The following is a 25,146-nucleotide window of genomic DNA, read 5'->3' as shown; positions in this document are numbered from 1 at the left end:
AAGGTGAACTGATAAAAGGAAAATATTTTTTCCTCATTCCCTATTCCCCACTCCCCTTATTTAATAATTGTAATCCGAGGGATAACTGCCGTGACAACCGTAGATACGGTACTAAGTAAACACGATAATGGCCTTAATTTCTCTTCCTGGTCTTATAACAAAAACCAGGTTTGGAAAGGTTCTTTAGAAACTGTATCTTTTGAGAAACAAACCATCAAAGATAAATTGATGGTGTTAAATAAACCCTGCTACATCGTGAAAGTTGCCGGAAAAATCGGTGTCACTAATGAGGGTTATTTATCCCCTGGTGATAATGGCACAACAGCACAAGTCGAACTACTGACATTTGCAGCACCAATCCGCATTCAACAATTTGGAGATCCAAATTTTCTCTCCTCTTATGGAGTGAAATATGCCTACGTTACTGGCGCAATGGCTGGCGGAATTGCTTCCGAAGAAATGGTCATTGCACTCGGAAAAGAGCAACTTTTGAGTTCCTTTGGTGCAGGTGGTTTAACTCCAGAACGTTTGGAAGCAGCCATAAATCGCATTCAACAAGCTTTACCTCAAGGGCCTTACGCATTTAATCTAATCCACAGCCCTAATGAACCTGCGATTGAACGCCGGGCTGTGGATTTATACCTCAAATATCAAGTCAGAACAGTAGAAGCTTCTGCATTTCTCGACTTGACCCCCAACATTGTTTATTATCGTGTTGCTGGATTGGGATTGAATAGCGCCAATCAAATTGAAATCAAAAATAAAATCATTGCCAAAATTTCTCGCCGAGAAGTTGCTACTAAATTTTTGCAACCAGCACCAGCCAGAATTATCAAAGAACTTCTTGAACAAGGATTAATTACTGAGTTACAAGCAACTCTTGCAGCCAAAGTTCCAATGGCTGATGATATTACCGTCGAGGCTGATTCTGGAGGACATACAGATAATCGTCCCCTGGTTTGTGTGTTACCTTCTATTATTGCCTTGCGGGATGAAATTCAAGCACAATATCATTACCAAACACTCATTAGAATCGGAGTAGCAGGGGGAATTGGGACACCACAATCAGCACTAGCAGCCTTTATGATGGGTGCTGCTTATATAATGACTGGTTCCATTAATCAATCATGTGTTGAATCTGGGGCTTGCGAACATACTAAAAAGTTACTAGCCCAAGCTGAAATGGCTGATATGATTATGGCCCCAGCAGCAGATATGTTTGAAATGGGAGTCAAACTGCAAGTTCTCAAACGGGGTACAATGTTCCCCATGCGAGCGCAGAAATTATTTGAACTCTATCGCGCTTATGATTCCATTGAAAGCATCCCCCTTGCAGAAAGAGAGAAATTAGAAAAACAAGTTTTTCGCAAAACTATTGCTGAAGTATGGGAAGGAACCGCGGCTTATCTGTCCCAAAAGAATCCTGAGAAGCTTGGGAAAGCAGTCAATAATCCTAAACTGAAAATGGCGTTGATTTTCCGCTGGTATCTAGGATTATCTTCTCGCTGGTCTAGTTCTGGTGAAAAAGGTAGAGAAGTCGATTATCAAATTTGGTGTGGCCCGGCAATGGGCGGTTTCAATGACTGGGTACGTGGTTCTTATCTATCTGAACCAAATAATCGTCGGGTAGTTGATGTAGCTAATCAAATTATGACTGGTGCAGCCTTTTTGTATCGCGTTCAAAATTTGAAAATTCAAGGGCTACAAGCTTCCAATTATTACAGTCAGTATCACCCTATTCGTTCTACATCATTGTTGGAGATTTAAAAATGACTATAAAACAGTCTTTCACCGCAGACGATATTCAAATATTTTTGGTATCTAACTTAGCTAAATTGCTAGGAGTCGCAACTGATGAAATAGATATCAAAGAACATTTAGAAAACTATGGGTTGGATTCAGCCCAAGCAATGATTCTAGTAAGTAACTTAGAAAAATTGCTAGGATTTCAACCATCTCCATTGCTATTGTGGCATTACCCAAATATTGAAGCTCTTTCACAGCGTTTAGCTGAAGAAGTGCAAGAAGGTTCACCAGTTCAAGATACAAAGCTAACAGCCTCTAATGCCAACGCTGCACCCTCTGTTCTAGATTTAGCTGCCGAGGCTGTTCTTGACCCTACCATCCATCCTGGCGCTGCATCTAATGTAGCTATAGGTGAACCCAAAAACATCTTTTTAACTGGAGGAACAGGCTTTTTAGGAGCTTTTATCATTCGGGAATTGCTACAAGAAACCAATGCGGATATCTATTGCTTAGTGCGTGCTGCTAATGCTGAAGAAGGTAAAAGCAAACTCCAAAAGAATCTGGAACAGTATGCAATTTGGCAGGAAGAATTTACCTTCAGAATTATTCCTATTGTCGGCGATTTATCTCAGCCTTTGTTAGGCATTGGTTCGGAACAGTTTCAAATCTTAGCTGCAAATATTGATACCATCTATCATAGTGCTGCTTTGTTGAATTATGTTTTCCCATACTCTGCACTGAAAGCAGCCAATGTTTTAGGAACACAAGAAGTTTTGAGATTGGCTTGTCAAGTTAAAGTCAAGCCTGTACATTACGTTTCTAGTGTTGCTGTTTTTGAATCCACTGCTTATGCTGGCAAGGTTGTCAAAGAGCAGGATGAATTCAATCATTGGGAAGGTATTTATCTTGGTTACTCACAAACTAAATGGGTAGCCGAAAAGTTAGTTAAAATTGCTCGTGACCGTGGTCTGCCTGTAACTATCCATAGACCACCACTGATTTCAGGTGATAGCAAAACAGGCATTTGTAACACACACGACTTTATCAATTTGATGACCAAGGGTTGTCTACAAATGGGATATTTTCCTGATGTAGATTATATGTTGGATATGTCACCTGTGGATTATGTAAGTAAAGCCATTGTTTATCTATCACGGCAAAAAGAATCTATAGGTAAGGCTTTCAATTTACAACATCCCCAACCCGCTGCTTTAAAAATGCTAGTTGAGTGGATACGCTCTTTTGGTTATTCCGTTGAGATGATTCCTTATGAAAAATGGCAATCAGAGTTAATCAATAATGTCACTTCTGCTGACAATCCTTTGTACACTCTGCGACCATTTTTACTGGAACGCTGGTCTGATGAACAACTGACTATTCCTGATTTGTATTTACAAGCTAGAAGACCCCATATTAGCTGCCAAGATACTCTCCATGCACTAGCAGGTAGCTCTATTGCTTGTCCGCCAATTGACTCTCAATTGTTTATGACTTACACCGCCTACTTGATTCAAACCGGTTTTTTAAATATCGCTTAGTAATTCGCAAATTGCGTAGGATGTGTTATGAGCGTAATGCACCGTCCCAGGTATTTTCGGAACGGTGCGTTACGAAAGCTGTAATACACCTTACAAAATAATTTTATTTAGTCCATGTTTTTTAAAACTCAGTACTACTGAATAGCCAATATTTCAGATGCCAGCAACAACTCATACACTAACAGCGGCAATAAAATTGCCCTGTTTTTTTATGCCCAATCATGTAAATTTTTAGGATTCACCCTTTGACAGAAGCAATTGAGGATAGAATGGTTAGTGTTGGGCATAAAAGTTTGATTTTTCCTGCTGGCTGCTGTGATTAATCAAAAGTCAGTGCTAGTAGTTTGAAATAACCGAACTTCTTTAATGCTCCACTTATTCGATGTACATGTCCTAAATTTACGTTTGGATTGCTACATCTATCCAACCCATCACCCAAGCATTTGAAAGGGTAATAACTCAAGACATTTCTTGTCGGTTGAGATATTACGTGTACTTAATTGTAGAACGAGAACCACTGTAAATACAACGCAGCTTCATCAAGTTGAATTCACCAATATTCTTACATGAACACAACACATCAAACTCAGAGCAAAAAAACTGCTCTTATTACTGGAGCAGCCGGTGGTATTGGCTACGAATTAGCATGTATTTTTGCTGCTCATGATTACAATCTGGTCTTAGTAGACAGAAACGGATTAAAGCTTGTAGAAATTGCAGCTAAATTCCAAGAAGAATTCGGAAATTTTGCCAAAACTATTGTTAAGGATTTATCTATATCAACAGCTCCTGAAGAAATTTTCACGGAGTTGCAACTCGCCGATATTAATGTTGATGTGCTAGTCAATAATGCTGGATTTGGTATCTATGGATTATTTCACCAAACAGACCTGGCTACTGAATTGGAAATGCTACAGGTAAATTTGGTGTGCCTTACCCATTTAACCAAGCTATTTGTGAAGCACATGGTAAAGCAAGGTGAAGGTAAAATATTAAATGTTGCCTCGGCTGCTGCTTTTCAACCAGGGCCTTTGATGGCGGTTTATTTTGCTACTAAAGCTTATATCTTATCTTTTTCTGAAGCGATCGCTAATGAATTAGAAGGTACAGGTGTCACTGTGACAGTTCTTTGCCCAGGCTCAACTGCATCTGCCTTTCATGAAAGAACCGGAATGGCTGACTCTAAGTTGCTTAAGGGTAAGAGGATGATGGATGCACAAACAGTAGCCGAAATTGGTTTTCGCGCCTTAATGAAGGGCAAAACTATTGCAATTCCTGGGTTTATGAATAAACTACTTGCAAAAAGCGTCAGATTTGTACCTAGAAATCTGGTAACAAAAATTGTGCGAAATATGCAGGAAGATAAGTAAGCAGATTGTCATTGGTCATTAGTCGGCAAAATCTCTCTTGTTTCAGCCAAGAGATGAGCTTAATCAACATCAATACTGCCAACACTTCAAATCCCAGCCTAAATTCGCTACTGCAACAGCAGCAACATAATTGTTAGCAGGTACTAGTTCAAAAAGACTCCAGTCTTCAGTTATCCGTAACTTGGCTGGTTCTGTGGGAGTCAGCGATACTTCAATTTGCTCTAACTGAGCTAGCCCGTCTCCAGTTGCTTTTAAATAAGCTTCCTTACAAGTCCAGTAACGGAAAAATACCTCTTGCTGTTGGTTTGCACATAGCGATCGCAACATCTCATATTCTCTCGGTAAAAAGAACCGTTTGGCAAGAGCTTCCAGATCAGACATCGGGCGAATATATTCTAGGTCTACACCAATTTCCTTAGTACAATTCACCGCACACAAACCCAACCCTTGGGAATGAGACAAGTTAAACGCCAGTCCACTATCGGCAAAGGTATCTGTTAATACTGGTTTACCACGGTGTTGATAATTAAACTGCACTTGTCGGGGCTGGATACCCAAATAGCGACCTAATATAGTTCGGAGAATACCACGACCAGCGATAAAACGCTGGCGATGTTCCTGAAAATAAAACCGTTCAGCACGAGCTATTTCGTCATTGGAAAGAGTCGCTGCTAAATTTTGCAGCTGTACTTCTGGTTGGTCAAGGTCTATACGCCAGACATGAATCTCATCCAGTTGCAAAGTTAAATCTGTCGGTGCAGTTAGCCAAATATCATTAGAAGCGGTCATTGAGTCAAAAAATCAAGGGAGTTGTACTCTAGTACTTTGTTTAATTACGACGATTATTATCGGTGGCTCTAGTTTGACGCTTTAGCGCTACTATACTATGCGCCAGACCAACGCGATCGCTTTTGCTGACTAATATCATGATTTATTGCTCTATATTTACGTGATTTCCGTGCCATTTTTCTTACTTTAGATGTACAGGCTTTAACTCAAGGCTAAACCCTCTGAAAGAGAATACGTTAAAACCCTTGACAGAGAATAAGAAATTTTCTTTTGGCTACAACATTAGCTATTACAGTATTACTCCAAGGAATTACGAGAAATGTCTGCAAGTGTTTTACCAGTACCTAACTTTTGTAAAGGTCAGATAGTAAGGTTTATGGGTGGGGAAGGAATCATCAAAAATTACCGATTTGAGTCACGTCGCTGGGAATATTTGGTGGAGATGCCTATGGGGCCAAAACCAGAAATGGGTCGAGTTGGTTATGAAACCATGATTTGGCTATCTGAAGTAGATATTTGTTCACTGGTAAATCATTTTTCTGGCAAAATGTTAAATCTGGAACAAAAACACCTTGCCAAAGCTTGTTAAAAACCTATTAGAGCTACTTTTTTCTAGAACATAGCGAGGATGAATGATTATTAATTTGGAATATTTTGCCTTCTTTGTGCTGCTACTGGCAGCGCTGTTATTATCAATTAAGGAAATGAGCATTGCTTTGGATGAAGTAGATGTTGAGCGCTTTACTCTTTGGACAGGTGTTGCTTCTGTCATTGCTGGTTTACCAATAATATTGTGGTAGCTTCTCAGTCAATGCCATCCTCTCTATTGCAATAGTTTATTTAGGGCAATAATTAGTAAAAACAAGCTAATATGTTCCATATTTTAGACTTTCAAACAATACGACTCCATCTGTGGAGTATCCTAGCTGCTAGAACATTTTCTCGCCTATTACCCTATTCGTTTTTCCTCCAACCATTGTAAAACCCGATTCCATGCCCACCAAGGATCAGAATCTTGTACTTGACGTTGACACTCTTTGCTGCTCAAATAACCAACATGGCCACCGTATTTAGTGAGTAATAAATCTATTACGGGATTGCGATCGCACGCTTCTTCCAATTCCGGTATGATAGCTGGGTCAAAAAGTGGATCATCAGCAGCATACAAAATCAAAGTCGGTTTTGAGATTTGCGGCAATATTTGTAAAGCACTACTAGCTTGGTAATATGCTTCCACAGAAAGAAAACCTAGCCGCTTAATTACCAGTTCATTGTCAAAAGCCCAAATACTGTTCGCCCGTTCAATCGCCGCCGGGTCAATACTTCCAGGATGGGCAGCATGTATCCGCCATGCTAGTTTTTTTAAATTCTGGGCAATTCCCGCTTCCAAATATCTGCCGAAGGGTTTTGTAACTAGGTAAGATAGCGATCGCTCCGAATCCAAACTCGGACATATTACCATACCACCGCCAATATCGCTATCTTCTAATCCTAAATCTTCATCCTCTCTAATCACCTCACCAGCAACCTTCACCGCCCATAACGCCAATTGCCCTCCTAAAGAATACCCTGTAAACCAAAATTTCCCAGGACATCCCATTGCCTTAGCAGCAGCAGCGATACGAACAAAATCTTCCCCCTCATACAAACCATCAGAAGTTAGAGTTGGCGACAAAACGGCCGTTTTGCCGTGGGCCCGCCAATCAAATAACACCACAGCGTAGCCTTGAGCGTAAGCTTTACGTCCTAGCACCCTCAAAAACCATTCCGTCTCTAACTCTCCAGTAATGCCATAAGTACCGATAATCGTGCTATGAGCATTTTCCGGGATGGCAACCAAGCCAAAAATTGGCACACCTTGGCCACCAATAAAGATTTTCTCGTGATAAGACGGTTCTGGGTCTTTAGTAGTACTTTGCCAGTAACGTTTTCCCCACAAAGCGGTGTATACAGTCATCATCACACCGTTTTGTAAAAACCAAGACGGATTGTAGGGGGGAGTATAACACATCATAGACTATAAGATTTCATGTAATTGAGTCTTGATTTCACAGTCATTTAATCTTAATATTTATGTAAGATTTAAAAACTTTTTTAGAATCGATTCAAAAATCTTTGTATCTATCAAAGGTTGTTAATTATCCTTAATAAGTAGTAATAATTTTAAAGAATGCCGAGGATTCTTGTCATAGACGATGACCCAGCGATTTCAGAACTAGTTGCCGTCAACTTGGAAATGGCTGGCTACGATGTTAGTCAAGCTGAAGACGGCATCAAAGGTCAAGCACTGGCTCTCCAGCTGCAACCAGACTTGATCATGCTCGATTTAATGTTGCCCAGGGTAGATGGGTTTACCGTTTGCCAACGCCTACGCCGCGACGATCGCACCTCTGAGATTCCCGTGTTAATGTTGACGGCTATGAGCCAGACTCAGAACAAGGTGGAAGGCTTCAATGCTGGCGCAGATGACTACCTCACCAAGCCTTTTGAAGTTGAAGAACTGCTGGCGCGGGTGCGGGCACTTTTGCGGCGGACTGACCGCATTCCCCAAGCCGCAAAGCACAGTGAAATTCTCAACTATGGCTCACTCACCCTAGTTCCCGAAAGATTTGAGGCAATATGGTTCAATGAGACGGTGAAATTGACTCACTTGGAATTTGAGCTACTTCACTGCTTGCTGCAACGCCACGGTCAAACAGTTTCTCCCAGCGAAATCCTTAGAGAAGTTTGGGGCTACGATCCTGATGATGACATAGAAACGATTCGAGTGCATATTCGCCACTTGAGAACCAAGCTAGAACCAGATCCCCGCCACCCCCGCTATATAAAAACAGTATATGGTGCTGGATACTGTCTTGAATTACCCGGTGTACCTCCAGCAAGTGAAGGCGCTTCGGTAACAGTAGTTGAATAAAATTACGGTAAATTCCCTTAACTTAGCCATCACTTAGGCAAGAACTCTCATAAACTCTTATTCCTTACCGCTTAGTTAAGGTTATTAGTGGTATTTACTGGTGTGTAGAGACGTTGCAATGCAATGTCTCTACAAGCGCATCGTTGAGAGTTTAAAATAAAGCATATTTTATCAATGAGTTAAAATACTCAAAATCATGTAATTAGAAATTACAAATTACAAATTACGAATTATTTTAATACCTTGCAATACACCTGACTTTTCACGCCATTTGGAAAAGCTCACGAAAACCTAACTCCTTAACCTCCTTCTCGACGCTGGAAGGGGGAAAATTTAAAATCTCTCTTGTAAAAGGAGAGAGATGAAGAAGAGAGGTTTTCCAGATACCGTGAAAAGTCAGGTTTATCTGTAGGCTATGAACGAGTGGATTTGATTTAGGCAATTTGAGTTACTTGCTGATTTACACGGGGACGGCCAAAGCGTTCCCAAGCACTCCCTCCTCGAAGAAATAGCTCTAAAAAGCGCAATGGTTCTCCTGAATCGCCTCTTGACCAACCGGAACTACCAGGAGCAAAGGCTAAAGTTCCTTCAGACACCTTGAAGCTGCCATCAGAATACACTGCATCACTCACCACATCTCCAATTCGGATCACGATCTTGCTTTGAGGCTCCAAATTCAGTGTATGCGCCCCAATAGTTGTTTTAATGTTGCCGTAGCCATCAATCCAGGCAATTCGATCTGGTGGAACATCTGGGATTTGCTCACTCTTAAGACTATCTCCCAGAAGGCTAAAATCTTCATTCATAATGGCAGCCGCAGCTGGAGGAAAGACATCCCGTGAGCGAAACTGCGAACCACCACGAGCAACGTTGACCACTCGCAATTCCTTTGTATAGTCTTTGATAAAGGAGAGTGTGTAGCCTGCATTCACACCTACTACTTTTACACCATTGGATAAAAGAGCATAAGTTAGCCCTTCACCTTCATTGTCTCGACGGGCTTCAGGATCATCCTGACGAGGCGCACAGTTATGATAAATTAGGCGATCGCTAGGGCCTGGGTTGAGTCCTAGTTGGGCAATCCAGAATCCCGTTGCCAAGGTACTGAATGCTGGAACCGAAAGCAAATGAATTTGGGCATGAGGAAAAGCCATCAGCAGCCGTTGTGTGACTTCTGTAAATGCCGGATCTCCTGTACCGTAGTCTGCAATGACGCAGATAAACATTCTGCTCCTCCTTCTAATGGGTGTAATTTGCAATCAATGGTTAGACAATGGTTGACCTTCAAAGGCTCCAGTCAAAAGAGGCAGGGGAGCAGGGGGCAGGGAGCAAGGGGGAGAGACTGGGAAGAAGCTTGTACTCCGCCCAAGTCAAGCGCCCTTCATGATGGGGCTTCTTACCCATGCTTCGCTCCGCTTCGCGCAAAGGGGAAGGGACTGTTCCCCTTGCCCCTCTGCTTCTTCAGTGAACATGCCTCATCAGCAGTCTACGTGCGATCTCAAGTATATGCAAGATTTCTAGATAACATTGAGCGCAATTTTCCAGCCAAAAAATACTGGAACTACACAACTTAGATTAATTACATCAGTCATGATGTGATTACAGGTTTAAATAAGCAGTTGTCTGCTCATTTCACTCCTATTAATAACGTTAAAGTCTTAGTCAACGCAATGAAAACAATTACTTTACTTTTTAGCGAAGAACGCAACCAACTTCAGACAGATATTGATAACACAACTAACATTGAGGAGATAGTTAAGTTGGTTCAGAATCGACTTGATAATCTCGAAAGAATTTACATTGAAAAGCTTAATTTGGCTCAAATTCGTCTAGCTTCCTTTTTCCTAGATACCCTGCGGCAGTCCATCGCTACTCTTGCTGCGGCTAACTATTCTCAAATTGCTCCAACAGAGCAAAAGCAATTTACTAACCCGACAAAGTTGTTTTCCAGCAGATTAATCCTAAAACTGCTAAAGGGGCTAATTTATATAGGCATCTTAGGTTCGTTGTTCTCTTTAACTAAAACTACCCCAGGTGCATGGATGGCTATTTTATTAACCTCTATACTTCTAGGGGTAGAAGTTGTGCTTCAACTTGAGTTAAAGAGCCAGCAAAATTCTATGTCTTCAGAGCTATTGGAATTACCTAAACCTATGCTCAGAGTTGATAGCAAAGTCTTTTTAGATCATCTTGGCGATGCTCTCAACACTATCGACCTAGCAGTAGCTAGAGTAGAAGAATGGAATAAACATGAAGGCGACTTAGCAATAGAAGAACTGCCAGAGTTATTAAATTTTCTGCAAAGGCTAATGGGCGCATCAAAACTTGATAAACCCCAAATGGCTTATGAACTTGCAAAACTTCTGCCACAGATTTTAATGTCTCAGGGAATTAATGCTCAAATTTACCGACCAAATGACCCTCACAGCGATCGCAATTATTTTGACTTTGAGCCAAGTATCGACCCCGATACCAAAGATCACGTAACTCTAACTCCGGCTTTATTAAAAGGCGATCGCTTGATTCGGCGCGGTAGGGTAATTGAACCAGCATATTCCTCTGCTAGAGAATAATAGACAATAAGGGTATGGAAATTTTAGAAACAATCGGTTTTGATTTGGGACACGGTGAAACGGCTGTAGCTAAAGCGATCGTGGAAAGCATCGACCCCCCCCAGATGCTGGAGATTAACAACAAGAAGAACCAAATTACAGCCCTTGGTTGGCATCCTAAACTCGGTTATCTTGTCGGCGAACAAGCATTAATTCAAGCTGGCGTTACCCAACTAACAATTTCTTTCAAGCAAAAACCCAACAACGATCCTAAATATCGGGAAACAATTAGCACTTTTGTAGCAACCTACTACCGACTTTTAAAAGAAAGCAAACAACTCGAAGGTGGCGAAGGTAGCTATTTTTACATAGGTTGCCCTTCAGGATGGTCAATTAGCGATCGCACCGAATACCAAAAGCTACTTCAAGAAGCTGGTATTCCCCAACTAAATGTTGTACCCGAATCGCGGGCTGCTTTCATGCAAGCCAAAGAAGCCGGGAAGTTGGAGTATGACAAACTTGTAGCATCGGTGTTAATTGTCGATATTGGTTCTTCAACCACAGATTTTACTCTGGTTAAAAGTTTAGAAGAAATCCCGATAGATTTCGGGAGTAATACTTTAGGTGCATCTCTAATTGACAAAGCTATTTTTGCCCGGACTCTCGCCAACCACGAACAAAAAGCATTACTCGAAAAAGTATTTAAGGAATATCCCCATCACCAAGCTCGTTGTGAACTTGCTTGTCGCAAAGCTAAAGAAGATTACTTTTCTAATGAACAGCTATACAGCGATCCTGAATCCTTTGCGCGTGGCTTCGAGTCGATTAACGAACAGATTTATTTCATTCCCCAAGTAAATAAATTGATGATGGAGGAAATTTTAAACCAGCCCTTACCTGAATTGGAGCAGCATAGTTGGGTGCGATCGTTTAGCGATTCTTTAACCGAGGCGAAAGAAAAGCTAGAAAAACTTGGAATCGTGCCGAAACTTCTGCTGATGACTGGCGGTGCATCTCGCATGAAGTTTACGCACTTGCTTTGTCAGGAAATGTTTCCCGAACCAGAAACGCTGCTTCGCCCCGATCCGGAACCGGAACGGTGTATTGCACTAGGATTAGCACGAGTAGGACGATGGGATCTGCGTGCTGCTGCTTTTAAGGAAGAAGTCAACAAACTATTTACCTCAAATAAGCTCAAAGGTTTGATTGAAAGGCATATCCCGGAGTTAATCGAATCACTAACTAAGCCTTTGACAGATGGCTTGATTGTCAACGCAGTTAAACCAGGTTTAAAAGATTGGCAAAAAAACAAAATACGGACTTTAGCAGATTTGGAAACAGCTTTGATCGGTCGGGCAGAACAGTGGCTCAAAAGCGATCGCGCTGTGCAGATAATTAATAATCAATGCGCTTCTTGGTTTAGCAATAAAATCCAACCAGATTTAGCCGCACAAACCGATCCAATCTGTCGAAAGTTTCAGATACCTAGAAGCAGCTTAAGGTTCCAGGATAGTATTGACCCAAATTTTGTTAACCCAGAGTTACGAATTGGAGATGCTATTCTGGCTGAGACAGTGGGCTTTATTGTCAATGTAGTAATTGGTGGAGGCACTGTAGCTAGTATCATCACTCTCATACTGACTGGACATTTAACCTGGCCTATTGCACTAGTATATGGGGCTTCGGTGATAGCGGCAGGAATGGAGCTAAATCGCAAGAGTGTTCAAGAAGTAATCAAGACAAATGTGGATGTACCTAGTTGGGTTCGTTCTAGTTTTTTGAGCGATAAAAAAATCGATGAGATGTGTGAGCAAATAAAGCCTGAGTTAGAGAAAGTTCTTCAAGAACAATTGACAGCAGATCAAGAGGCTTTTGATAAACTGATTAGCAAAGTTGAGCAAGGGCTGCAAAAAACCCTTTCTACCAAAGTTCAATCTTGCATAATTCTGATTCAATAACGGTGATATGTACCACCAAATCTATTTTTTATAAATTGTTATCGCATCGCCTAAGTGTAACCGTTCACGGGGGGTAGAATATTCGCCTAAAAGCTAAATCTCTTGCAGAGCAATAGTTTGGGCGATTTATGCTCGGAACTAATAGTACCTAAAATATCTAAAAAAAAATTTGCATACCAATGTAGGACTTTTAACTAATCAAAATTAACCGGAAAAAATGAAATCTAGCCTAGTTTTTGTATTGATTCCGTGTGATTTCATATCGGACATTTTTTTGACCCCCCGGTGAACGGTTACGCCTAAGTATTTTAAAATTGTGGTGAGAATCAGAGCGCTGGTAATGATAAATAAAGATAAATATAAATAGCTGTAACTGTAGAGTGTGTTACGGAAGCCGTAACAGACGATTTTGTTTTTTCGGTGCATTATTTACACTATATTGCAATAGGCTTGGTGTTAACGCCAAAAACCTTAAACTGTGTAGGTTGGTCTGAACCAAAAAATTTATAAATTTGGTTACAGGTGAATCAAAAACCGCAGCAGTGAAAACAACTTGAGCGGCGTTCTAAAATTATTTTTATGAATGTAATCTGGATGAGATAATTTTTATAATAAATCAAGGAAATGTAAAATGGCTCCTACAATTTTGACAGTCAATACCACAGCCGATCAAAATGATGGCAGTGCTGCTAATGGGTTATCTCTGCGGGATGCGATTTTAATTGCCAATGCAAACCCAAATACTGGCTATGAAATCCACTTAACAGGAGGAGCAACTTACAACCTAACATCGAATGGGATTAATGAAGATAATGCCCTCACCGGAGATTTAGATATTAAAAGTCGCAAGAATATAGTTTATATTGTGGCAGTTGGTGGACAAAAAGCAACTATTGATGCTTCCGGTTTAATAAATAGCGATCGCGTCTTTGATGTACTTACTGGAGGACAATTAAGCTTACAGAATGTAGTGGTTACAGGCGGCAATATCTCTACTCATGGTGGAGGTATTAGGCTTGATTCTAATAGCTTTCTCGATTTGTCTAATTCGACCGTTACAGGCAACCAATCGTCCAGTTATGACGGCGGAGGCGGCATCTACAACGATGGTACAGTCTACTTGCGAAATGGTTCTACTATCAGTAACAATCAAGCTAACGTCGACGGTGGCGGTATCCTTAACTCTGGGACTGTGGTTGCGATTGACTCCACAATAAGTAATAATAGCTCAGATGATGGAGGTGGAATCTACAACTTTGATACATTGACGCTGATAAACACTACAGTTAGTGATAATAATGCAGACAGCGCTGGCGGTGGTATCGAAAATAACGGCGGATCTAGTGCTTTAGTTAACACAACAATTAGTAGAAACAGTGCCGCAACAGCTGGCGGTGGTATAGATTCTGATGGTACGGGTGTGACAAATATACTTAACAGCACCATTACCAATAATACGGCGGGTACCAATAATACGGCGGTCAGTTTAGGAGGAGGTGGAATTTACGGCAGTGCCAATTTAAAGAACACAATTGTTGCCGGAAATTTTGGTAATTATGATAACCAGGGTACAGGCAAAGATATTCAAGGGACAGTTAACGGCAATAATTATAATCTAATTGGCTCTCTAGCTGGAGCCAGTGGCACTGTAGGCACTGGTACAGATATCGTCAACCCTTACCCCGGACTCAGCCCCCTACAAAATAACGGCGGAATCACCCTTACCCATGCCCTCCTGACTGGTAGCCCAGCCATTAACGCCGGCAACAACAACTTGATTCCTGCTGATACACAAGACATTGACGGTGATGGCAACACTTCAGAACCCATTCCCTACGACCAACGAGGCTTGGCGCGGCTTGTTGGCGCTAAAGTTGATATTGGCGCATTTGAAGTACAAGTAGCCACTGTCCCCATCACTAACAGCTTACAAGCTAGTACCACAACAACCTTAGCTAATGGTGTCGATAATTTAACTCTGATTGGAACCAGCAATATTAACGGCACTGGCAATAGTCGCAATAATATATTGACGGGTAATAGTGGCAATAATATTCTCACTGGTGGTCTGGGGAATGATACTTACGCATTCAATGCTTCTACCCCATTAGGTAGCGATCGCATTCAAGAAACTACCACAGGCGGCAATGATTCTTTAAATTTTAGTGATACTAGTACAGATATACGAGTGAATTTAGGCATCATTACCACCCAGACAGTCAATAGTAACTTGAAATTGACCCTATCAGCGAATAATGTAATTGAAAATGTGGTTGGTGGTAATGGTAGCGATCGCTTGATTGGCAATAGCCTCAATAATACCCTGAATGGGGGCGCTGGTAATGATGTGTTGACAGGTGGAAGTGGGGCTGATACTTTAATCGGTGGGTCTGGAAATGATATTCTTACAGGTGGAGCAGATAGCGATCGCTTTTTGTATAGTAGCGGACGAGCTTTTACTAGTAGCGATTTCGGTAGCGATATCCTGACTGATTTTACCTCTGGAAGCGATAAGTTGCTGTTGAGTAAAAAGACTTTTACTGCTTTGACTAGTATTGTGGGTAATGGGTTGAGTCAAGCTTCTAATTTTACGATTGTAGACGATGATGATTTAGCTGCAACCAGCAATGCTTTCCTGGTTTACAGTCGCAGTAGTGGCAGTCTCTACTATAACCAAAATGGCAATGCAGCAGGCTTAGGAACTGGAGCCGAATTTATCAATCTGCTTAATATTCCCACCTTGACAACGGCTGACTTCACAATTGTTGCCTGAGGTTCATTAAATGGTAAAACAACAGTTAAAACTCGTTATTTTATCAGTAGCCTTGAAGGAAATATCATTTTAAAATCTTGCTTAGTTTTTATTACGAAATAAGATGCGTTTGCCCTGGTTGGGTTGCGCTTTGCTTAACCCAATCGACAATTTTTCTTAACTTAAGCGGATTGCACTATATTGTAATTATTTGCGGCTGTTTGCCAATGACTTAAATATGTAAAATTATCAAAAATCAATGATTCAAACAATAGTTGTATTTATCATCATTGGGCTGATTATCACGGGAATTTTAATCAATCCCATTCTAGTAAAAAGGCGAAGAAACCACCTAAAGCACCGTCCTTTTCCCCCACTGTGGAATGCAATTATTGAAAATAATCTTCCCATTTATCTGTGTCTCTCTCCCAATGAAATCAGACGACTTCAGGGACATATTCAAGTATTTTTAGCAGAAAAGCAATTTATTGGCTGTAGAGGATTACAGGTAACGGAGGAAATGAAACTGACCCTTGCTGCGATCGCCTGTTTGCTCTTATTAAATGAACGTGGGCAATACTTCCCTAGACTTCGTTCAATTCTAGTCTATCCTAATGCTTATTTTGTTCAGGAAACGAATTCCGTCGGAAAATATGTTGTTGAGGAAAGGCGTGTGGCAAGACTGGGTGAATCTTGGACAAATGACCAATTAGTACTGTCTTGGGAACAGGTGAGACAAGACATTAATAACTGGGAAGACGGACGTAACGTTGTGCTTCACGAATTCGCCCATCAGTTGGATCAAGAAGATGGTAAAGCTGAAGGAGTTCCTATACTGCAAAGCAACTCAGACTATACTATATGGGCGAAGGTGATGACAGAAGAATATCAGCAACTTTGTAATGATGTTCTACAAGGCGTAAAGACGGTAATGGATAGCTATGGTGCAACGAATCCCGCAGAATTTTTTGCCGTAGCAACTGAGACATTCTTTGAGAAACCACACCAATTGCTGTCTAAGCATCCGGCAATTTATGAGCAACTGCAACGTTACTATCAATTAGATCCTGTGCAATGGTTTTAAACGCACCATTTACGGCCATAAGCTACCAGATATAACCTCAGCTTCCGATTGCATGAATCTGAATAGTAATAAAAACATAAATCCTTGAATTATACATAAAAAATAAGTTTAAAAACCTTGAATTACTAGATTTAATTTCAGAATATTGAAGGGGAAGTAAAATTGGTGTACAGCGATGCCTCGTACTCGAATTAAGATCATTCCTCACCTGGATTACGCAGAATTAACCCAACGCTACCGACGTTGTAGAGAAGTAAAAGAACGCACGCGATGGTTAGTGATTCGTCTGTTGAGCCGACCTGGAAAACCAATGAAAGTAGAGCAAGTAAATGACTGTTAAGGGAGAAGTCGGATTTTCTTGGCTGTGTTCTATATAACCGAATGTAACAATACTATCTATCGCAACTTAGTATTAGTCCTAGATTTTTAAGCACGCTTTGTGCTTACTACAAATTCATCAAAATTAATGGGACAGACCATTAGTACTCTGCCATTGACTTTGGAATGCACTAGTGACATCTCCTACACTGCAACCGAGACGGTTGCAGTGTAGGCTTCCAACAGCCCGATGAAGGGTATGAAGGATTTCCTTCGTGGTACTATCGTCCATAGTTCCAACTATGTCCAGATTCCCACTACGGCGTTTTATACTGGGGAAAATGCCCAACCCCAGTCTTTTCAAGTTGACTGCTGCGTTAATATCACGGTCAACCATCAAAGTATTTTGCTCATCCCAATATTCTCTGATACTGCAATCAGTAAAAATAATTTCATTGCGGTAACTGAGAATCATTGAACTATATTGTGGATTCTGCGAAATCGCTACAGCGCCAGCTTTTGCGGCTATGCACTCCAGAATTTCAAAGAATTGCCCAAAAGCACCATCAGCCCATGACTTATTCAGTCCTGACTTAGCGGATTGTTCATTGGGAAGATAGCTTCCATTCTCATCCTGTTTGGTTTTATTGCGTCGGGTTAATCCTTTGAGATTCAAATCCTCGTAGAAGAAAAACTTGTTTGCAGTTCTGACAAGCTTGTGGGCTGTTTTGTACTGGAAATCTTTACGACTTCTGGCAATTTTTTGATGCTGTTTAGCTTCACGTTTTGCCAACTTATGCCGAGATTTAAACCCGCGCTTGCGTCTATTTCGCTTAACAGAAAGACGATCTAGCTTGGCTTGATTCTTGCGTAATGGCTTTAAAGATGGGAGTTTTTCACCCTCTGAAGTCGCAAGATAGTCATCACCTTGCAATACAGCATCAATGCCCATTGAGTTGTCCCAACTGGGGATAAAATCGATGGTTTGACTTGGAATGGTTACATCTTCCAATACCATCTGGATGTACCAGCCATCAGCCTTTTTTGTAACGCTGACTTGCTGTATAGTAAATCCATCAGGTATAGGTCGGTGCATCCGAACCTTAAACATCCCTAGCTTGGGCAAACGAATATATAGCCAGTTTATACGTTTTAACTTTATCCATTCATTGTTAGCTGTTGCAAACGTCATGGTTTTGAAACTTGCCTCAGTTTTGAAGCGTGGTTTTCCAGAACGAAAACCCTTAGAATCCCCGATTACAAAACGCTCAAAAGCTTTATCAACTCGCTTACAAACATCTTGTAGAACGGTTGAGTCTACGCTTTTGAAGTCAAGTAACTCACCCGACCATTGCACAATGCTTAAGTCTTTTTTGATGATTGGTAACTGGAGCTTCTGTGTAAAATAGTTAGGTCGGTCTAGCAACTCAGGGAGCCTGGTTACAAAGATTGGACAGCTATTTACAGCATGGCGGTTGTTTTCCCACCAAGAAAAGCGTTCACCCAATTGGCGGTTATACCAGTACCGACAAACCCTCAACCATTCGTTAAGAATTAGTTTCTGATTTGATTCTGGCTCTAATCGGTACTGGTAGGTTGCTTTCATCCTATTAGTTGAATGGGTGTTATGATTTAAGGCTACACCAATCATACCATGATGTCCCTTATTTTTAATGAGAAACGATTTTGTATCCAAAGGTCGGTCAGTGAGTGATTTAAAAGCTCACTTAGTTCTGACAACCAAATATAGACGTAAAGCTTTTACCCTAGAAATGTTGAAACGACTGGAGGATATTTTGATTGACTTGCTTCAAAAGTGGGATTGCAAGTTAGTCGAATTCAACGGAGAAGAGGATCATGTACACCTGCTGTTTCAGTACCATCCAGATTTACAGCTTAGTAAACTTGTAAACAACATTAAATCTGTTACCTCGCGCAGATTACGCCAAGAATATGCCGAGCATCTAGAAAAGTTTTTCTGGAAAGATGCTTTTTGGAACGGATCTTATTTCGTAGCTAGCTGTGGTGGAGTGACAATTTCAAAGCTTAAAGAATATATTGAAAATCAAAACAGCCCAGAATGAATATCGGTCATGACTCGACATAGTAATTAATTGTTTCGGCTACGCCAAAAAGCCTTAATCACTATCTCTCCCCACTCCCGCGCATTCATCTCACACCCACTCTTAGGGGTATGAGGCTTCTGCTGATCTAGCTAAAAGGTTTTCATCGCCAGAATCTTCAAAGCTATTGCTTCAGGGACGGGCATCACTGATAACCGATTTCCTTGTTTCACCAACATTAACTCTTCGGCGCTAAACTCTTCTTTGAGTATTGATAGCAAGATAGGGTTAGAAAAAGCCTCAACAAATTCTACTACAACTGTTTGCCACCGAGGGGATTCGGAACTTGATTTCGGGTCGTAGTATTTACTTTCTGGCTCAAACTGGGTCGGGTCAGCAATATCTTTTTTCACTACACGCATTAACCCAGCAATATTAGGAGGATTAGCATTGGAGTGATAGAAAAAAGCTAAGTCTCCTTCATCCATTTGGCGCAAAAAGTTGCGAGCTTGATAATTGCGAACACCGTCCCAGATAGTCTCGTTCTGCTGTTGAAGGTCAGCAATACTATAGGCTTCTGGTTCTGATTTCATTAGCCAATAATTCATTTACACAAATTATCTATATACAAAAGCATTTTAATTTTGAGCAGGTGAATAAGTTTCTAGTAAGGACTAAAGTCCTTATTTTTTAAGTACTAAAGTCCTTACTATAAGCCTTCTTGCACTAGCTTAGACATTGTACTAGTAAATATTTGGCTTAACTACGATAAGCTATAACGGCATAAAACGGATCTCCTCCAGCTGCACCCAACCACTGTAATAAACTCGGTAATGTTGACTTATGAACTATAACTTCTGCGGTTGTAAATCCTGGAACTGAGGCGAAATACTCTTTGACTAATTCTACTCGCTGCGCTTCTGAAGCCTCCCGCCAAGCTTGAATCGCCTTTTCAAAAAACATCCGGTTAGAAAAGCTGATAATTGCAAGACCACCGGGTTTCAAGATGCGGTAAATTTCAGAAAATACTGCTTCTGGATATTGCACATACTGCACAGATACGCAATTGAGAACAGCATCAAAATCTTCATCTGATAAAGGTAGCTGCGGATTTTCGTTAAGATTTTGCACAAAGTAATGATTTAAGTGAGGATTTCGTGCTAATTCCTCAGCGTTGAGTCCGTGTCCTTCTACATGGGCAAACTGCATCTCTTCTGGTAGATGAGACACCCAACTGCTCATCATATCAAAAATGCGGGTGTTGGGTTTGAGGCGATCGCGATATAAATCCGTTAGCTGTTGAATAAATCCTTCATCGACATGGGTAACAAAGCGGGGATAGGCATAGAACAGCTTATCGTCTTTGTCGTCTAATTTCTGGCGTTGATTTGGTCTTAATTGCATAAATCTCTGTTTTGGAGTACTTTTTTCAAAAAATGCGGCAATTTCAGGTATTGTTCAAAAAACATTATGTAACATATTTTAATAACAGCAAGACACATAGACGAGTCTAAATAGCAGCATTCAATTTTATCAATTCAATGTTTTATAAATTACATATCTTGTGGCATATTTGGCGACAAACCCGCCTAGTGGGATTATTACCATATTTGAGCTTGTTACTTTGGATACTTCCCTTATTATTATTTACTTCTGGGCATAATAGCCTGATGGCACATGATGAAGCGCTTTACGCCTCGCGTGCGCGTCTGATGTTTGATTCTGGTAATTGGATAACTCCTTGGGAAAAAGCACATCATAAAACTCCTGGCCCTTATTGGATAATTGCCAGTTTCTACAAGTTGTTTGGGATGAGTGATACTAGTGCGCGTATTCCTAGTATGATTGCTAGCATTTTTAGCTTATGGCTAGTGTATGAAATCGGCAAAATTATGCTAGGCAAAAAATTAGGTTGGCTAGCTGCGGCAATTTTAAGTGTGGAATTTTTCTGGCTGCAATACTCTCGCTTAAGTACACCTGATGTACCGATGGTTTTATTAGTACTTTTAGCTATTTTATCTTTAATAAAAACAGAGTTATATCCTCAATATCGTTATTTTTGGAGTTTTATAGCTGGTTTAAGTTTAGGTTTAGGTTTCTTAGTCAGAAGCTTTATGATTTTTTTGCCAATCATCGCTTTATTCCCTTATTTAATTTGGGAACATCGCCGTCATCATCATCTTACTAACCCATTTTTGTATTTAGGCTTTTTTGTAGGTTTAATCCCTACCTGTGTTTGGCTGTGGTTAAGTTGGCTGCACTACGGAAATCAGAGTTTTGAAGAGTTGCTTAAGTTTGTTGTGCAGCTAGGTTCTGAAAATAATTATAGAAATGATCGGCTGTTTTATTTATGGAATATTCTTTTAAAAGCATTTCCTTGGTCTTTTTTCGGATTTTTAGGTTTATTTTTGACTGTACGTCGTCCTATTAATCGTTATCAGTTAATATTAGTTGGCTTTCCATTTATCTTATTTTGTGAACTTAGCCTTTTTAGTACTCGTCTTCCTCACTATAGTCTTTGCCTTTATCCGTTTATATCTTTGCTTGCATCTGCGGGTTTAAATTGGTTAGGTAGTATTTACGAAACAGGAATTACGCCGCAACTACCTCTTGAAAAACGTAAAATAAATATATTAAGCCTTTTTGCAAAAAAGAATCTTCCTCGAAATCTCAGTTATGGCTTTGGTGGGTTTGGTATTTTACTTGTAATAGTGAGTATTGGTGTTCTTAGTTGGGGTAGTTTTGACATCCGCAAGTATGCATCTATTGGCTTGGCTATGGGTTTAGGTTGGTTAATTTTACCTGTAGTCTGGATTAGTCGTTACCATTTTGGCAAGAAGTTTCTCACAGCGCGTTATTGGATTGCAGGCTGGTTAATTCCTTGTTGGTTAGCTTTGGCGGTGACAGGTAGCATAGGGCTTTTAAGTGATTATAACCCTGTTTTGAAATCTTTCTTACAACAAAGTGCGATCGCCGCAATTATCCAATATCATCCTACTTACTATGTGCAAATAGACGCTAAAACCAAAGTACTGCTTAATTTCTATCTTTCTATTCACCCTCAACAAGTAGCCTCTATTTCTCAAATACCAGCTTTGAGCTATGCTTGGATCTACACTGAGCAGTCCCCTAAATTATCTAGACCTCACCGCATTCTGGGTACAGTCAAAGAATACCAGTTAATTCAAATTCTTCCCTAAGACAGATGGGAAAACCTTTGATTATAATTAAGTATTATGTTCAAGTCTTCGTTACTACTTTGATACATTCTGCTTTGAGAAGGACTAAATTATCAGTCTCAAAAACAGCACAAGAGTTCATTAATGTCGCTAAAACAGGTAAAGCCTTCTGTAAATTTGCGTTCGCTTGTTGTGCTGCTGGCTGATATTGTTGTAACCAAGTGTTTTTAGTTATATATTCTGGACGGAATGCAGAACGTTCTAATAACCAAAAAGTTACATGGTATTTTTGGATAAAGTCTTTAACCTGATTAATATCTTCAGTATATTGAGCATTAATAAGGTCAATCATCCGCTTACGAAATTGAGCGTAATATTTTGTATGGAAAGGTAAAGCATATTCTTTACCCACTAAAATTGTTCTTTGAGCAAAGATAGGTATGTTATCTGCTTCTCCAGAAGTAGAGGCTATAACAATATTTTGCGGTTGCTTTTGCAAAAAATTATATAATGTTGTGACTTTACCCTCTACATAAACGGTTTTAGGAAAAACTTTTAAGCTGAAGCTGCTAGGGTACAAAATGAGTCCTACACCAAGGATTATAATAGTTCCCAAGATGAAAATTTGTTTCCCATTTTCTCTCGACCATCGAAATGTAGCATCTAAAATCAAGATCAGAGAAATCGCTGCTGCAATAGCAAGTACCATCCTAAAAGTATGATGGGTGTAACGGCTAGGCCAGTGCAGTTTAAAAGCTAAGGCATGGGCAGTAAAAAACATTATTAAACTAGCTATTACTGCTTGTAGTAATAGTTTTACTTCATCCTTTAATTCCTTGGTTAGGAGAAAGCGAGATTTAAATTTCAGGATTATTGGTAATAATAAACCTAATAGTAATTGAGGAGGTGCAATTAAAGCCATAAACCCGCTATCTCTACCAAAAAACCAATAATTAATAATATTATTGCTAAAATAGCTGACTCTTCCTCCAGGCCAGTAATCCGGCATGTTTCTGGCAACAGCAGCAGTAATTGGCGGGCCAAATTGTGATGATTGAATGACATAAGGTAAAATTACAATCGCAGTAATCATAATGGCTGCTGCAAATAAAATAAAATCTTTTCGGTTCTGAGAAATAGTTATCTGCCCATTCTGCCAGCGAAATAATCTCAGGGCTAAAATTAATAAATCCACAAAACCTATTAAAGGGTACATCAAACATTGGAGTGCAAGTACAATTAAGATACCTAACCCAGAAGCTCGTATTGAATAATATAGAAAAGCTAAAAATAGGGGATAAATAAAATCTCTAGGAGTAGCAGAAAATAAGTCATCATGCATACAAAGACTTTGATTTAAAAGTAAAGATGCGAGAAACCCCACCATTGGTACTGGTAATATCTGCATACAGACTGCAAAGCAATAGCTAGTAGTAACTAGTCCCAGTACTATTGGAAAAATTTTGCTAAAAAAAGTTAGATCGATTCCTAAAGCTGCAATTACTTTATAAAGAATCCCATATCCAATTGGTGTCACCGACTGAAAATAATCAGCGATTAAATCGCCAGGAAATAAATCTGGGTTAAAGTAACGATACATCCAAGAAATATATTCCCGTGCATCGTCGCTGACTATATATTTACTGCTGAAAGCTTTTTGCAGCCCCATAAGAATATAGCCAACAGCAAAAGTTAGACTTAGACTGTACCAAAAGATAATAGTCAATTTAGATTTATATTGTCTGCCTTTTTGAGTAATAGGCGTTGTGAAAACTTTTTGTAATTGTGGAATTAGCATTATGCACGTCCATGTCTAAATAAATTGCGTTAATTAGGAAAATCAAAAGCTTTTTTCCATTTTTATGATTCTAAAATATTCAAGTATTGTGGAATCATTTATAGAGTTAATAATTCTAGCAGCACTGTGTTTTCTACCCACAACAAAAAGTAATCAAAGCCGAACTGTCTGGGTTAAGTTAATGAGATGGGTAAGCTGTTGAGGCAGGGGGAGAGAAAGAAATAAGTGTATTCAGGAATATTCAGGTAATAAAAATTACGAAAACTTTCTATTTGCTCCCTCTGCTCAAGAAAGCTCATTTCATGATGATCTCACTTTTTCGCGTTGCTCCCCCCAACAAGTAGCCTCTATTTCCCAAATACCAGCTTTGAGCTATGCTTGAATATATACTGAGCAGTGCCCTAAATTATCTCGACACCGCATTCTCCGCACTGTCTAAGAGTATCAGTTGATTAAATTTATTCCCTAACACAGATGTCAAGCAACTATTGCTAAAAGAATAAATCTAGTTATAATAATAGTACGCATACTAAGTATTTTGCTTAATGGTTTCTACATCTAATCACTCCCCACCTTTAGATTCGTGGCAGCAAAATCTGGCACCATACAATTTGGGCTACAGAATCAAATTAGTATCACAACTGCTCGGGCGCAAGTTTACAGACAGACTAGAACCCTTTGGTCTTACGCCATTTCACTGGCTGGTGTTGTGCTGTTTATGGCAAGAGGATGGTTTACCTACTTCTAGTATTGGGGACAAACTCAAACAAGTAGGGGGGACTTTAACAGGCGTACTAGATCGGATGGAAGAACGCGGCTTGGTGCGCCGAGAACGCGACACCCACGATCGCCGCATCTGGCGAATCTGGCTAACGGATGCAGGTAAGGAACTAGAAACTGTTTTACCCCCAGTTGCCGCAGCCGTGCGTGATGAAGCGATGGATGGCATTTCCTTTGCTGACCGAGAACTATTTTCCCAAATCTTGAACCGGGTGATCGCTAACCTCTCCTAATGATGATCCCATAATCACCCGACCGGGGGAGGTGCTGTGAAGATTTGTTTTGAGATAATAATACGCATACTA

The 25,146-nt window shown here is 40.2% G+C and carries 21 protein-coding genes; 14 read left to right on the top strand and 7 right to left on the bottom strand.

The window, feature by feature from the left end; genetic code table 11:
* The first annotated feature begins 90 nt into the window (after positions 1–90).
* The 3 genes from V7K25_RS29495 (at position 91) to V7K25_RS29485 (ending at position 4,654) form a co-directional block, all read left to right on the top strand.
* Positions 91–1,767: a PfaD family polyunsaturated fatty acid/polyketide biosynthesis protein gene (locus V7K25_RS29495; protein ID WP_335163116.1), complete on the top strand. Its 1,677-nt coding sequence runs from the start codon at positions 91–93 to the stop codon at positions 1,765–1,767.
* A 2-nt stretch (positions 1,768–1,769) separates the two neighbouring features.
* Positions 1,770–3,284 (top strand): thioester reductase domain-containing protein, encoded by a 1,515-nt coding sequence (locus tag V7K25_RS29490; protein ID WP_335163114.1) that lies wholly within the window; start codon positions 1,770–1,772, stop codon positions 3,282–3,284.
* A gap of 566 nt (positions 3,285–3,850) precedes the next feature.
* Positions 3,851–4,654, top strand: coding sequence for an SDR family NAD(P)-dependent oxidoreductase (locus V7K25_RS29485; RefSeq protein ID WP_335163113.1), 804 nt, complete (start codon positions 3,851–3,853; stop codon positions 4,652–4,654).
* A 69-nt stretch (positions 4,655–4,723) separates the two neighbouring features.
* Here V7K25_RS29485 and hetI read toward each other — a convergent pair whose 3' ends face one another.
* Positions 4,724–5,443 (bottom strand): 4'-phosphopantetheinyl transferase HetI, encoded by a 720-nt coding sequence (gene hetI, locus V7K25_RS29480; RefSeq protein ID WP_335163111.1) that lies wholly within the window; start codon positions 5,441–5,443, stop codon positions 4,724–4,726.
* A gap of 319 nt (positions 5,444–5,762) precedes the next feature.
* Here hetI and V7K25_RS29475 point away from each other — a divergent pair, with 319 nt between their 5' ends.
* Complete coding sequence (locus tag V7K25_RS29475) at positions 5,763–6,032, top strand: hypothetical protein (RefSeq protein ID WP_335163109.1); 270 nt, start codon at positions 5,763–5,765, stop codon at positions 6,030–6,032.
* Positions 6,033–6,075: 43 nt separating this feature from the next.
* Positions 6,076–6,243, top strand: a complete 168-nt coding sequence (locus V7K25_RS29470) for a hypothetical protein (protein WP_335163107.1) — start codon at positions 6,076–6,078, stop codon at positions 6,241–6,243.
* Positions 6,244–6,392: 149 nt separating this feature from the next.
* Here V7K25_RS29470 and V7K25_RS29465 read toward each other — a convergent pair whose 3' ends face one another.
* On the bottom strand, positions 6,393–7,457 hold the full coding sequence (locus tag V7K25_RS29465; protein ID WP_335163106.1) for a YheT family hydrolase: 1,065 nt from the start codon (positions 7,455–7,457) through the stop codon (positions 6,393–6,395).
* A 156-nt stretch (positions 7,458–7,613) separates the two neighbouring features.
* Here V7K25_RS29465 and V7K25_RS29460 point away from each other — a divergent pair, with 156 nt between their 5' ends.
* Positions 7,614–8,357 carry a response regulator transcription factor gene (locus V7K25_RS29460; RefSeq protein WP_335163104.1) on the top strand — a complete coding sequence of 248 codons (744 nt, stop codon included), beginning with the start codon at positions 7,614–7,616 and terminating at the stop codon, positions 8,355–8,357.
* Between the two features lie 434 nt (positions 8,358–8,791).
* On the opposite strand, the gene V7K25_RS29455 is transcribed toward V7K25_RS29460, so the two are convergent.
* Positions 8,792–9,583, bottom strand: coding sequence for an SAM hydrolase/SAM-dependent halogenase family protein (locus V7K25_RS29455; protein ID WP_335163102.1), 792 nt, complete (start codon positions 9,581–9,583; stop codon positions 8,792–8,794).
* Positions 9,584–10,027: 444 nt separating this feature from the next.
* Here V7K25_RS29455 and V7K25_RS29450 point away from each other — a divergent pair, with 444 nt between their 5' ends.
* The 5 genes from V7K25_RS29450 to V7K25_RS29430 all read left to right on the top strand — a co-directional run bounded on the left by V7K25_RS29450 (position 10,028) and on the right by V7K25_RS29430 (position 17,043).
* Positions 10,028–10,930 (top strand): hypothetical protein, encoded by a 903-nt coding sequence (locus tag V7K25_RS29450; RefSeq protein ID WP_335163100.1) that lies wholly within the window; start codon positions 10,028–10,030, stop codon positions 10,928–10,930.
* A gap of 14 nt (positions 10,931–10,944) precedes the next feature.
* A complete protein-coding gene (locus V7K25_RS29445) occupies positions 10,945–12,867 on the top strand; it encodes an Hsp70 family protein (RefSeq protein ID WP_335163098.1) in 1,923 nt (640 codons plus the stop codon).
* Between the two features lie 631 nt (positions 12,868–13,498).
* Positions 13,499–15,640: a calcium-binding protein gene (locus tag V7K25_RS29440; protein WP_335163096.1), complete on the top strand. Its 2,142-nt coding sequence runs from the start codon at positions 13,499–13,501 to the stop codon at positions 15,638–15,640.
* 238 nt (positions 15,641–15,878) lie between these two features.
* Positions 15,879–16,703, top strand: coding sequence for a zinc-dependent peptidase (locus V7K25_RS29435; RefSeq protein ID WP_335163094.1), 825 nt, complete (start codon positions 15,879–15,881; stop codon positions 16,701–16,703).
* Positions 16,704–16,878: 175 nt separating this feature from the next.
* On the top strand, positions 16,879–17,043 hold the full coding sequence (locus V7K25_RS29430) for a hypothetical protein (protein WP_335163092.1): 165 nt from the start codon (positions 16,879–16,881) through the stop codon (positions 17,041–17,043).
* Positions 17,044–17,166: 123 nt separating this feature from the next.
* Here V7K25_RS29430 and V7K25_RS29425 read toward each other — a convergent pair whose 3' ends face one another.
* Positions 17,167–18,627: an RNA-guided endonuclease InsQ/TnpB family protein gene (locus tag V7K25_RS29425; RefSeq protein WP_335163090.1), complete on the bottom strand. Its 1,461-nt coding sequence runs from the start codon at positions 18,625–18,627 to the stop codon at positions 17,167–17,169.
* Positions 18,628–18,694: 67 nt separating this feature from the next.
* Between V7K25_RS29425 and tnpA the strand changes: the two genes are divergently transcribed.
* A complete protein-coding gene (tnpA, locus tag V7K25_RS29420) occupies positions 18,695–19,105 on the top strand; it encodes an IS200/IS605 family transposase (protein WP_335163088.1) in 411 nt (136 codons plus the stop codon).
* A 131-nt stretch (positions 19,106–19,236) separates the two neighbouring features.
* Here the strand turns inward: tnpA and V7K25_RS29415 are convergent, their stop codons facing one another.
* Positions 19,237–19,692, bottom strand: coding sequence for an EVE domain-containing protein (locus V7K25_RS29415; protein ID WP_335163086.1), 456 nt, complete (start codon positions 19,690–19,692; stop codon positions 19,237–19,239).
* Between the two features lie 151 nt (positions 19,693–19,843).
* Positions 19,844–20,488, bottom strand: coding sequence for a class I SAM-dependent methyltransferase (locus V7K25_RS29410; RefSeq protein ID WP_335163084.1), 645 nt, complete (start codon positions 20,486–20,488; stop codon positions 19,844–19,846).
* Between the two features lie 137 nt (positions 20,489–20,625).
* Here V7K25_RS29410 and V7K25_RS29405 point away from each other — a divergent pair, with 137 nt between their 5' ends.
* Positions 20,626–22,284 carry an ArnT family glycosyltransferase gene (locus tag V7K25_RS29405; RefSeq protein ID WP_335163082.1) on the top strand — a complete coding sequence of 553 codons (1,659 nt, stop codon included), beginning with the start codon at positions 20,626–20,628 and terminating at the stop codon, positions 22,282–22,284.
* 40 nt (positions 22,285–22,324) lie between these two features.
* Here the strand turns inward: V7K25_RS29405 and V7K25_RS29400 are convergent, their stop codons facing one another.
* Complete coding sequence (locus tag V7K25_RS29400; protein WP_335163080.1) at positions 22,325–24,061, bottom strand: hypothetical protein; 1,737 nt, start codon at positions 24,059–24,061, stop codon at positions 22,325–22,327.
* A gap of 545 nt (positions 24,062–24,606) precedes the next feature.
* On the opposite strand from V7K25_RS29400, the gene V7K25_RS29395 reads away from it, so the two are divergent.
* Positions 24,607–25,074, top strand: coding sequence for a MarR family winged helix-turn-helix transcriptional regulator (locus tag V7K25_RS29395; RefSeq protein ID WP_335163079.1), 468 nt, complete (start codon positions 24,607–24,609; stop codon positions 25,072–25,074).
* Positions 25,075–25,146: the final 72 nt, after the last annotated feature.

The organism is Nostoc sp. (assembly GCF_036919495.1).
Classification (GTDB): domain Bacteria; phylum Cyanobacteriota; class Cyanobacteriia; order Cyanobacteriales; family Nostocaceae; genus Nostoc.
Note: the sequence above shows the minus strand (reverse complement) of the source record. Positions and strands in the feature narration are given on the sequence as shown.

Bases quoted from the DNA above. Each gene is read 5' to 3' on its own strand.
- V7K25_RS29490 (WP_335163114.1), top strand. From the start codon at position 1,770: ATGACTATAAAACAGTCTTTCACCGCAGACGATATTCAAATATTTTTG.
- V7K25_RS29485 (WP_335163113.1), top strand. From the start codon at position 3,851: ATGAACACAACACATCAAACTCAGAGCAAAAAAACTGCTCTTATTACT.
- hetI (WP_335163111.1), bottom strand. From the start codon at position 5,443: ATGACCGCTTCTAATGATATTTGGCTAACTGCACCGACAGATTTAACT.
- V7K25_RS29475 (WP_335163109.1), top strand. From the start codon at position 5,763: ATGTCTGCAAGTGTTTTACCAGTACCTAACTTTTGTAAAGGTCAGATA.
- V7K25_RS29470 (WP_335163107.1), top strand. From the start codon at position 6,076: ATGATTATTAATTTGGAATATTTTGCCTTCTTTGTGCTGCTACTGGCA.
- V7K25_RS29465 (WP_335163106.1), bottom strand. From the start codon at position 7,457: ATGATGTGTTATACTCCCCCCTACAATCCGTCTTGGTTTTTACAAAAC.
- V7K25_RS29460 (WP_335163104.1), top strand. From the start codon at position 7,614: ATGCCGAGGATTCTTGTCATAGACGATGACCCAGCGATTTCAGAACTA.
- V7K25_RS29455 (WP_335163102.1), bottom strand. From the start codon at position 9,583: ATGTTTATCTGCGTCATTGCAGACTACGGTACAGGAGATCCGGCATTT.
- V7K25_RS29450 (WP_335163100.1), top strand. From the start codon at position 10,028: ATGAAAACAATTACTTTACTTTTTAGCGAAGAACGCAACCAACTTCAG.
- V7K25_RS29445 (WP_335163098.1), top strand. From the start codon at position 10,945: ATGGAAATTTTAGAAACAATCGGTTTTGATTTGGGACACGGTGAAACG.
- V7K25_RS29440 (WP_335163096.1), top strand. From the start codon at position 13,499: ATGGCTCCTACAATTTTGACAGTCAATACCACAGCCGATCAAAATGAT.
- V7K25_RS29435 (WP_335163094.1), top strand. From the start codon at position 15,879: ATGATTCAAACAATAGTTGTATTTATCATCATTGGGCTGATTATCACG.
- V7K25_RS29430 (WP_335163092.1), top strand. From the start codon at position 16,879: ATGCCTCGTACTCGAATTAAGATCATTCCTCACCTGGATTACGCAGAA.
- V7K25_RS29425 (WP_335163090.1), bottom strand. From the start codon at position 18,627: ATGAAAGCAACCTACCAGTACCGATTAGAGCCAGAATCAAATCAGAAA.
- tnpA (WP_335163088.1), top strand. From the start codon at position 18,695: ATGAGAAACGATTTTGTATCCAAAGGTCGGTCAGTGAGTGATTTAAAA.
- V7K25_RS29415 (WP_335163086.1), bottom strand. From the start codon at position 19,692: ATGAATTATTGGCTAATGAAATCAGAACCAGAAGCCTATAGTATTGCT.
- V7K25_RS29410 (WP_335163084.1), bottom strand. From the start codon at position 20,488: ATGCAATTAAGACCAAATCAACGCCAGAAATTAGACGACAAAGACGAT.
- V7K25_RS29405 (WP_335163082.1), top strand. From the start codon at position 20,626: ATGTTTTATAAATTACATATCTTGTGGCATATTTGGCGACAAACCCGC.
- V7K25_RS29400 (WP_335163080.1), bottom strand. From the start codon at position 24,061: ATGCTAATTCCACAATTACAAAAAGTTTTCACAACGCCTATTACTCAA.
- V7K25_RS29395 (WP_335163079.1), top strand. From the start codon at position 24,607: ATGGTTTCTACATCTAATCACTCCCCACCTTTAGATTCGTGGCAGCAA.